Source organism: Nocardioides ferulae, assembly GCF_003660455.1.
Taxonomy (GTDB): domain Bacteria; phylum Actinomycetota; class Actinomycetes; order Propionibacteriales; family Nocardioidaceae; genus Nocardioides; species Nocardioides ferulae.
On the sequence record NZ_QZVR01000040.1, the window covers coordinates 1 to 8,054 of the forward strand.

The 8,054-nt window shown below is 60.2% G+C and carries 6 protein-coding genes and 3 pseudogenes; 4 read left to right on the forward strand and 5 right to left on the reverse strand.

The annotated features are described in order from the left end of the window. Both D6B71_RS22205 and D6B71_RS22210 read right to left on the reverse strand, forming a co-directional pair. A partial coding sequence (locus D6B71_RS22205) for an IS110 family transposase (RefSeq protein ID WP_164519786.1) occupies positions 1-359 on the reverse strand: 359 nt, incomplete at its 3' end. 214 nt (positions 360-573) lie between these two features. Then, a pseudogene (locus D6B71_RS22210) lies at positions 574-1,709 on the reverse strand (IS3 family transposase). Positions 1,710-1,947: 238 nt separating this feature from the next. Between D6B71_RS22210 and D6B71_RS22215 the strand changes: the two are divergent. From D6B71_RS22215 to D6B71_RS23675, 3 genes and pseudogenes are all read left to right on the forward strand, one after another. After that, positions 1,948-2,718, forward strand: coding sequence for an FkbM family methyltransferase (locus D6B71_RS22215; protein ID WP_121258988.1), 771 nt, complete (start codon positions 1,948-1,950; stop codon positions 2,716-2,718). A 146-nt stretch (positions 2,719-2,864) separates the two neighbouring features. Beyond that, a pseudogene (locus D6B71_RS23975) lies at positions 2,865-3,410 on the forward strand (glycosyltransferase); the annotation flags it as partial. Between the two features lie 3 nt (positions 3,411-3,413). Beyond that, entirely contained in the window at positions 3,414-3,986 is a 573-nt protein-coding gene (locus tag D6B71_RS23675) for a glycosyltransferase (protein WP_240641645.1), read from the forward strand. 84 nt (positions 3,987-4,070) lie between these two features. On the opposite strand, the gene D6B71_RS22525 is transcribed toward D6B71_RS23675, so the two are convergent. Further along, complete coding sequence (locus D6B71_RS22525; RefSeq protein WP_126688349.1) at positions 4,071-4,601, reverse strand: hypothetical protein; 531 nt, start codon at positions 4,599-4,601, stop codon at positions 4,071-4,073. 422 nt (positions 4,602-5,023) lie between these two features. Further along, positions 5,024-5,929: a glycosyltransferase gene (locus tag D6B71_RS22225; protein WP_121258990.1), complete on the reverse strand. Its 906-nt coding sequence runs from the start codon at positions 5,927-5,929 to the stop codon at positions 5,024-5,026. 87 nt (positions 5,930-6,016) lie between these two features. On the opposite strand from D6B71_RS22225, the gene D6B71_RS22530 reads away from it, so the two are divergent. Beyond that, positions 6,017-7,408 carry a hypothetical protein gene (locus D6B71_RS22530; protein WP_126688350.1) on the forward strand — a complete coding sequence of 464 codons (1,392 nt, stop codon included), beginning with the start codon at positions 6,017-6,019 and terminating at the stop codon, positions 7,406-7,408. A 167-nt stretch (positions 7,409-7,575) separates the two neighbouring features. Here D6B71_RS22530 and D6B71_RS22230 read toward each other — a convergent pair. Next, a pseudogene (locus D6B71_RS22230) lies at positions 7,576-7,989 on the reverse strand (IS1634 family transposase); the annotation flags it as partial. Between the last annotated feature and the right edge of the window lie 65 nt (positions 7,990-8,054).

Genomic DNA, 8,054 nt, shown 5'->3' on the forward strand with positions numbered 1-8,054 from the left:
CCACGTCGAACCCGCCGTGGGTTGACAGACATAGAAGAGTCACTCTGCTGGACTCCACTCGACCTCAGCCGGTGGACCAGCAGCCGGTGGTAGTGGCCGCACGCCTCGATGCCGATGCGAACCAGCGATGCTGACCGCTCTCGGCAGCGGTCCTGGACAGCAGCCTCGAGCGCCGCGACTCCGGGCTCGTCCAGTCCGAATGAGACCGGCTCGCCCAGCAGTTCTCCGTGCCCATCGGCGATCAACGCGAGCGCGTCGTACTTGCCGACATCGATCCCGACCAGCACGGTCCGGGTTGCCCCGACCTCGTTCACCAGCTGCTGGAAAGCAGCCTGATCCTCACCACCAACGAACGCCACGACAGCACCTCCTCGACAAGACAGCCAGAACACCACCATCGGTGCTCGGCACTCTCACGAGGAGGTATCAGTCAGTCCGACTCACCCAGGCACTCGCCGGCTAGGGGGTGAAACCCTTGAGCTGATTTCCTATTGAGGATCAGGTGTGTCGCGTGCCGGGTCTGATGGAGGCTCTGGGGTGCCCCGGGAACAGTGGAGCCTGGACGATGGATTCTCAGGCCACGGTTGATGGTGTTTGTGCTTCGAACTGTACTGGGGTGAGCATCCCGAGTGCGGAGTGTCGCCGCTGGCGGTTGTGCCAGATTTCTAGGTAGTCGAAGATCGCGTTGGCGAGCTCGATCCTCGTCCTCCAGGGCTGGCGATCGAGGAGCTCGACCTGCATGCGGGACCAGAATGACTCCATCATGGAGTTGTCGCCGATCGAGCCCATCGAAGCCACCAGCCCGGACTCCTTAGCGCGTCTGGTGAAGGCCCAGGATGCGAACTGAACGCCCTGGTCGGAATGGATCACGGTGCCGGCCGGTTTGCGGTTATCGATCGCCATCCCGAGGACGCTGGTGACCAGGGCTGCGGTGGGTGAGGAGTCGATCGACCAGCCGACCACGCGACGGGAGTAGGTGTCGAGCACGACGGCGCAGTAGACCTTGCCCTCGCGGGTGTGGTGCTCGGTGATGTCAGTGACCCACAACTGGTTCGGGGCAGGCCGGTCGAAGCGGCGGTTCACTAGGTCGCTGGCGATCGTGTCGGGCTTGGTCCGGCGCCACTTGGGTCGCCCGCCGACCCCACGGATGCCAGCGCGTCGCATCACAAGCTCGACCTGGCCGTGGCTGATCGAGATGTTGCGGCCCAGCACCAACTCGGCGTGGATACGACGGGACCCGTAGATCCCACGGGAAGCCAGGTGCGCCTCGCGGATGACATCGGTGAGCCAGGCGTGCCTGATGGCCCGCTGTGAAGGCGGGCGCCCTCGCCAGGCGTAATAGCCCGAGACCGAGACGTCCAGGACGCGGCAGGCGACTTCGACGGGCAGTCCCTCGCCGACCATCACGGCGATCGCTTCGAACCTCCTTTTGGGGGCACCACCTCTCGGACCAGCTCCATCGCGCGCCGGGTGGTCTTCAACTCGGTCTCGAGGTCCGCGATGCGTTTGCGCGCCGCGATGAGCTCAGCCTTCTCAGCACTGGTTAGCCCGGCGACCAGGCCCCGGTCGATCCGGTCCTGACGACGCCAGCTATAGATCGACTGGTCACTGATCTGCAGATCGCGTGCCACCTCGGCCACGCTGCGCCCAGACTCCAGCAGATCTAGGACCTTGCGCCGAAACTCCGGCGGGTACCCCCGTCGTCCCATGCCACCCTCCTGAGGGCTCGTGTGGCACGAGAATCCACTAATCCGACTCCGCCAGACCCGGGACACACCACCCTACATGACCACCCTGGGGTCAGTGGTGGCCGCAGCTCCCCGTGGGCAGATCCAATGGCCACCACCGGGCAGGCTTCATGACCGCCGCTGGGCAGTTCCTACTGGCCTTTGACAAGCAGAGAACCCGCAACGGCACGACCCGCGTCCATCCGGCTATCTTGGTGACATGATCCTCCGAGGACGACCTCGAGTCGTCGCACAGACCGCGCTCCGTCCATTCACCGCGCGGAGGCGACTGACAGGGACTCCATACACCGTCACCTTCCCGGCATGGCAGAATCTCATGCTCCTCAAACCGCACGGGATGCGCTACGAACCCGCTGTCGCGGAGCAGTTCAAGAGATATGTCCCGCGAGGTGGGGTCGTAGTGGACGTCGGTGCCAACCTGGGGATCCTGACGATGCTGGCCGCGATGCTCGTCGGAAAAGAAGGTCACGTGCATAGTTTCGAACCGGATCCCCAGTCGATGCGAAATCTGTTGCGCAATATCCACAGCAACGGCCTCACTTGGGTGACGCCTTGGTCGGTGGGCCTCACCGACACTCCCGGAATCCGGGATCTCTACCTCGACCTATACACCACAAGCACAAGTTCGCTCCTGCAGAACGCTTGGACCGCAGACAAGGCGGCGCGGCAACAACTCAAGATCGTCACCACCACGCTGGATGATGTGTTTGCGGGCCAGGACGTGGACTTCATTAAGATTGACGTTGAGGGCGCCGAGATGTCGGTCTTGGCCGGCGCCCGCCAGATTCTAGCTAGGCAACGACCGACGATTGTGGTGGAAGTCCTGAGGGAACATATCGACGAGTTCATAATATTCATGCGAGAAATCCAATACCAGGCTAAGGCATTGACTGGAGATAGTGCCAGCGGTGGGGTCGAAGAGATCAGCACGAACTTCCTGGCAACACCATCAGGCGGCCAGTCCACGTAACTCTGGAGAGGGTCTGGCCAGTCCGCTCCACGCGAGGACCCAGGCGCACGTCAGTCCAGATCGGGGAAAGATTAGGCTGGGAAATCCTTACATCTCCTCTACGGGCCAGAGATGGCGACAAAGGATTAGCCTAGAGAGGTTGCCTAATGGCACGCGATAGAGTTGCAATTGCACACGACTATCTTACCCAACGCGGTGGTGCGGAGCGCGTCGTCCTAGCCTTGTCTAGAGCGTTTCCCGCGGCGCCGATATTCACCACACTGTATGACGAAGATGGGACGTATCCCGAATTTCGTGATCTCGACGTTAGAACCACGGCCTTGAACCGGTTAAGCGTCTTTCGTCGCGACCATAGGGCGGCGCTCCCACTTCTTCCCATTGTCAGTAGTTCTGTCAAGATCGACGCCGATGTGGTTGTCGCGAGTAGTAGCGGATGGTCGCACGGATTCCGCGCGAGTGGAAAAAAGTTGGTCTACTGCTACTCTCCAGCTCGATGGCTTTACGATGGATCGACGTATCTCGGCGATAGCGCGCGCGCGCATCAAGCCCTTGCGCTGAGACTCCTTGGAGGGCCGCTCCGTCAATGGGACCGCGCCGCGGCGCGTTCGGCGGACAGGTACCTGGCGATATCCTCAGTCACTCAGAAGCGCATCAAGGATGCGTACGGGATAGATGCGAGGGTACTTCCCGCTCCTGTGAACCTGCCGACAGATACCAGCCCAGAAGAAGCCGACCCCGCGCTGGAGCCGGGGTACTTTCTGGCGGTCTCACGACTGCTGCCGTACAAAAACGTGCTTCCCATCATCGAAGCTTTCGGAAGGATGCCCTACAGGCGCCTTGTGGTGGTGGGCAGCGGTCCTCAGAAGGCAACACTGCAGAATCGGGCAACCGCCAATGTCGCTTTCCTAGAAGAATTGACGGACGCACAGATGGCGTCTGTTTACCGTCGGTGCTCCGGCCTAGTTGCCGCGAGTTTCGAGGATTTTGGCCTCACTCCCTTGGAAGCGGCAGCCCATGGGAAACCGTGCGCAGTTCTGCGCTGGGGAGGGTTCTTAGACACGGTCATCGACGGACAGACAGGACTCTACTTTGAGCGACCCCTGGTCAGCGACATAGTCGCCGCGGTCGAAGAACTCAGCGAAAGGGAATGGGACCCGATTCGGCTGAAAGCGCATGCACAGTCCTTTGGTGAGACCGTCTTTGTTTCAAAGATCCGCACGTATGTCCAGGAACTCTTAATGGAGAGCGATCTCCCTGTTCACCATTGATGGTGTCAGGCCGGGGGTTGGGCGAAGTTGTGTGCGTGGAAGTCGGTACCGGTTGGTTGTGCTAGTAGCGTCACGTCGCGTTGGTCACGCTTCTCGCGTCCTACCCAGCAGGGCTGCATCCAATCTCAACCGAACCTCTGCTTCAAAGCAGAGCATTGCATCGGATAGGTCGCGGCGTGCCTCACTGCCATAAGCCCGATCCAGGGCGTCATCACGTGTCAATTGGCGCATATCCATCAGAAGCGAATGCCTAAAAGAGAGGTCCGTAGGTTCTCTCGGAAAGACTGTGACCACAGGAACACCGTAAGAGGCGGGCGTACGCCAACTGGTGCGCCCATCTGTGGCGCCGTCCGCAAAGGGCGCCACAGCTAGGCTGACGGTAGAAAACAACTCTTCCAGCCGGGTGGTCTCGACGAAACCTGGCAGATGAACTACATACTTCGCCCGAATCATCTCCGGAATGTGCACCCGGCTCCAACTGCTCCCTATAAGCACAAGTTCGGCGTTGCGGTCATCCCCTCGTGACAGCCAATCCCACAACATTTGAAGACCCTTGTCGGCACGAGCTACGCCGAACACCGCCAGCGTTGCCGTTCCGGACTCACGGCCAGTCACGGAGTCGACTCTTCGAGTAGCACCAGCGCCCGTTGCGGGCGGAATAATTGATACTCTCGAGTGGGGGATATGCGCTCGCTCAGATGGCGTGCTCACAACTACGCACTCGTTGGTTAGGCTCAAGAGAATTCGCCCATAAGGTCGATTCAACCAGTGCAGGCGAGAGTACTCGTGCAGGTGCAGAGCCACGCCCCTGCCCAACATCCTCGCAAACGCGACACAGAGAAGGAACCTCAGGGAGCGTTTCGTACTTCTTGTCGGATACACAGCCACTACCCGCTCGGCCGCGAGCACCGCCCATAATGCACGCCCTACCGAAAGCGGATTGCGGACGGAGACGCCCGCGTGTCGTACTAACCATGCGGCGGTTGAATCGCCCACCCCACAGACTCCTTTGTCCACGTCACCTGCGAGAACGACGATCACCGAAGCCCCCTCTTCATCTCGAAGTATTTGATGTACTTTATGGCCGAGTAGATCATTGAGAGCAGCCCGTACTTCAGCCCCGCGGAGCCATCACGAAAGCCTTGTTTGAACAGGTACAGGTTCAAGAACCGCCCAATCGGGTAGGCAGGGAGGAAACTCAAAACGACATATCGGTTCTTGAGGCGCTGTTTCGCCTCGGCCCGCACTAAAGTCCGGTCCCGAGTCTTCATCCAACACTGAGCGATATAAGCGAAATCTCCCAACAAGGCGCCGGCCGGGGGCAGGAACGTTCTTCGAGCGCACGCGGCCAACTCCTCGGCCTCACGACTAGTGTACGCGTTGATCTTCGTGATGTAGTGCTCAGTCGACCGGTAGCTGTGGTGTTCAAGGGGCGCATGGATGCTACCAAGTTCCCCATCAAATTGCACTCGCTCGTGAATGGATCCAAGAAAGCCACGATAATCGTCCCGGCGAAACATTCTAACCACGAGCAGATCCCCGACGCCGGCAAACCTGATTTGGGTGCCAGCGAAATAGGTGTTGAAGCGGACTGTATAGGCGGAATAGTTGGTCTGGGTCACGGCTAGCGAGACTTCGCGCCAAAAGGCGGCAGTCGGTCTCTCGTCCGAGTCGAGCATCAGAACCCATTCACCCCGAGCGGCTTCTACACCTGCGTGCCGCTTCTTGTCGAATCCCACACCGACCGGCGCCGGCACTACGCGCCAGCCGCTTTCGATCGCGACGTTTACCCCATCATCATCCGAGTCGTCATCAACAAGCACGACATCGCAATTCGGCGGCAACTGCGAGGCCAACTCCCTCAGATCGGTCGCGCTATTCCGAGCAAGGATGACGATCGATAGTTGTTTGGGCGTGAGCATGGGGATGGCACCGTCTGTCATGCCTCTACTATAATGCTGGGGAGGGCGTTGCTGCGAGTCAGACGAGCCGAGGCACTCGCTGCACGGAACGCCTAGCCTATGTGGACGGTGGGGAGCACGGTGGTCGGATACCTGCGTTGGTTGGGCGGCGCATGCTGCCTTTTCTTGGTGGGATTTGGGGCCGTTTCAGCGAGATGGCTCCCCTGGTTACTCATCGGCGCCATTTCGCTGGCATGGGTTGCGTTGTTGCATCCGCGACTTGCCGTTCTTGTTGTTGGATTTAGCGCTACAGCCTTCCCAAAGGCGGGCATCAAATTCGCATCCTTCCCTTTCCCCATTGCAATTTTCAGCCTCTTCCTTGCTGCCCTTATATTGCGCCTCAAGTTTGCATCTGGTGTGTCGATTCACGCCAGGCAAGCAGTACCGTTAGTGTGGATCGTCTATTCCTCTCTGGTGGTCCTGAAGGCGGGAATGTACCTGGATGATGGAATTGCCGAGATTGCTGAGTTCCTCGCCTGGTCTATTCTGCCCCTTGCGCTGCTCGCTTTGTCAGAGAGCAGCGGTTCCATCGCAAGACAGTTCCGGTACTCTTTGGGCTTAGGGTTTTCCCTTGCTGTCGCATATGGGCTCTTGCAAGCGGCGGCCTCGGTCGAGGCTGTTGCTGTCCCCGGACTTACGTATGCTTGGGGAGATGACCTCCTTTCCAAGAACAATCTAATATCGGACGAGTTTAGCAAGATTCCGGCGACCTACCAGAGTGGTAATGTCTTCGGTGTTGTTAGCGCCTGCTTTCTTACCTTCGCTCTTCAAGCCATCATGGAACGCCGCAGCACGTTTTTCGATTACTGGGTGGCCAGCGCGGCCTTGATCGGGGTCGCGCTTTCGGGATCGCGTACTGCGATTCTGGCCGCAGGCATGGGTTGTGCCTTTCTCATCGCACGGCGGGGAAGTCTTTTGAGAAAGGTGCTAACAACAGCCGGAGCGGCGGCTCTGGCGCTGTCCGTTCTGGGTGCTCGGCCTGAACTGGGGCAGCGGTATTCTTTGGAGCAGGCGCTTCAAACTGGCGGAACTGGACGAACGGGAGGGTGGTCAAGTGTCATTCGGGATCTCACACCTCTACAGTGGGCGATTGGAACGTCCGACCGAGCAATTGCCGTCGAGGGCTGGGCCAATCTAATCAGTCAGATCGGCGTTATTGGTGCTATGCTGATTTGTCTACTTGTCAGCCTGCGCGTCAGGGGCAGGAAGTCGGGCGCCACGGCCATGCTTGTTTGCCTTGCAGCGGCCACCGTTGTCGATTCGTCTTTCGCGCTCTTCCCGACTTGGTTTCTCCCCGCTCTTCTGGTTTCGTCTGCCGACGGTCAATCCGCGTCTCCCTCGGACGGGGTGCAACCTAAGCGCCGACGAACGGCGCGACCCGTCGGCGATGCATCTCCTACGGGTCGTTTCGCGCGCTCGGACTCCAAGAGTGATGTTGCGATGTCGAGCCGGCGGTCCTAGGTGGACCCGACGATGAGGCTAGTGGTCGTCGAGTGGTGGGTTTCCTGCGCGAACGGCTGACGATTGCTGTTTGGTCGCCTGGATAACGATTGGCGGCATGATCAGCTCGATGCGAGCGCGGTCAACCTGCCGAGAGCGGCCTGCCGACCTGAGTTGGGTCATTGGGCTTAGTGCCTTGGAGCCGGGTCCTCGAGCGCCGTGAGGATCGCTTGCTCGTCGGCGCTGAGGGCGGGCGGGATGGTGGTGATCACGCCGTTGAGTTCGACGGTGGCCGAGCGCAGGGGCTTAAGGGTGCGCAGGACGCGGCGTAGCGAGAGGCCTGTGCGGTTCTGGATCTCGCGGCTGATCGCGAGTGCGGTGAACACGATGGTCAGGTGGGCTTCGATCGCGTCGCGGGTGCGGGCGAACATCGGCCTGGCGCGCAGGTCGGTCTTGGACATCCGGAATGACTGCTCGACGTGCCACAGGTCGTGGTAGCTGGCGATGACCTCACCGGGAGGCATCAGGGTGGCGGGGATGTTGGTGACGTAGCCCTTGAGCCCGACCAGGCGTCGTGCCCGGGCGAGTGCTTTCTCGTCGAGCTCGGTCCCTGTGCGTCAGGCTGAGGTGAGACACGACTTCTGAGTTCCTTCCCTCTGCACGGGGC

Coding starts and splice junctions, on each gene's coding strand:
- D6B71_RS22215 (WP_121258988.1), top strand. CDS start 1,948: ATGATCCTCCGAGGACGACCTCGAGTCGTCGCACAGACCGCGCTCCGT.
- D6B71_RS22225 (WP_121258990.1), bottom strand. CDS start 5,929: ATGACAGACGGTGCCATCCCCATGCTCACGCCCAAACAACTATCGATC.